The following is a 1,295-nucleotide window of genomic DNA, read 5'->3' as shown; positions in this document are numbered from 1 at the left end:
CTCGGCCAGCCACTCCTGCACCAGCCCCAGCACCCGGTCCGCCACCGCGCGCACCACAGCCGGGACATCGGTGCCGCCGGAGACACCCTCGACCCGCACGTCCCCGGCCGCAGCACCGGTCACCGTGGCCGGAACCGGGAGCAGCACCGTCTCCGGCACCGCCGTACCCTGCGGCGATCCCGGTGCGGAGGCCGCGGCCAGCGCCGCCAGGTCGGCGTACACGCCCGTCACCCCGGGCAGTCCGCCCAGCCCGAACACGTCCTCGCCGAGGAGCGCGCACGGCCCGGCGGTCACCGCGGCGGCGGTCGAGGACCGCCACTCCACCCGGTACAGCGGCTGCGAACCCCCCGCGCTCCGGAACTGCTCCGGCGCGATCGTCCGGGTCGCCAGCGACGCCACCGAGGCCACCGGGGCCCCCGCCGCGTCGGCGATCTCCAGTGCCGCCTTGCCGGGGCCGGTCCGGGTGATCCGTACCCGGGCCGCCGAGGCGCCGGTCGCGTGGAGCGCCACCCCGGTCCAGGCGAACGGGAGGCGGACCTCGCCGTCCTCCAAGAGGGCGATGCCGTGCAGTGCGGCGTCCAGCAGCGCCGGGTGCAGCCCGAACCCGTCCGCCTCGGTCCCCTCGGGGAGCGTCACCTCGGTGAACACCTCGTCGTCGCGCCGCCAGGCCGCGCGGAGCCCCTGGAAGAGCGGGCCGTAGACGAGACCGGCTCCGGCCAGCTCGTCGTAGAGTGTCTCGATCTCGACCGGGTCCGCGCCGGCCGGGGGCCACTGCTCCAGCCCGGCCGGAGCCTCGCCGGTGCCGGGCAGCAGCAGACCCGTGGCGTGCCTCGTCCACGGCACGTCGTCGGCGAGCGCCTCCGGCTCCGCCCCGCCGTCAGGCCGCGAGTACACGCCCACGGACCGGCTCCCGTTCTCACCGGGCTCGCCCACCACGACCTGGAGCCGGATCCCGCCGTGCTCGGGCAGCACCAGCGGGGCCTCCATGGTCAGCTCTTCCACGGTGCCGCACCGCGCCCGGTCACCCGCCCAGACGACGAGGTCGAGCAGAGCCGCTCCGGGCACGACCACCGTGTCCTGGACGGCGTGCTCCGCCAGCCAGGGGTGCGTCTCGACGGACAGCCGCCCGGTCGCCACCAGGCCGTCGGTGTCGGGCAGCCGCACCACGGCGCCGAGCAGCGGGTGGTCCGTGGCCGCCAGTCCGGCCGCTGCCACGTCACCCCGTCCGGAGGCCGGGTCGAGCCAGTAGCGCTTGCGCTGGAAGGCGTAGGTCGGCAGCTCCACCCGGCGCGCCC

1 protein-coding gene is annotated in these 1,295 nt (G+C 76.8%); it reads right to left on the bottom strand.

Annotation, left to right across the window (positions count from 1 at the left end):
- Nucleotides 1–1,295, bottom strand: a 1,295-nt coding sequence (locus tag ABD823_RS34365; RefSeq protein WP_344867126.1) for a polyketide synthase dehydratase domain-containing protein, incomplete at both ends; no start/stop codon positions are given.

The organism is Planomonospora alba (assembly GCF_039534085.1).
GTDB classification, from domain to species: Bacteria; Actinomycetota; Actinomycetes; order Streptosporangiales; family Streptosporangiaceae; genus Planomonospora_B; species Planomonospora_B alba.
The sequence above is the reverse complement of the archived record's forward strand: the minus strand, read 5'-3'. Positions and strand labels throughout refer to the sequence as shown.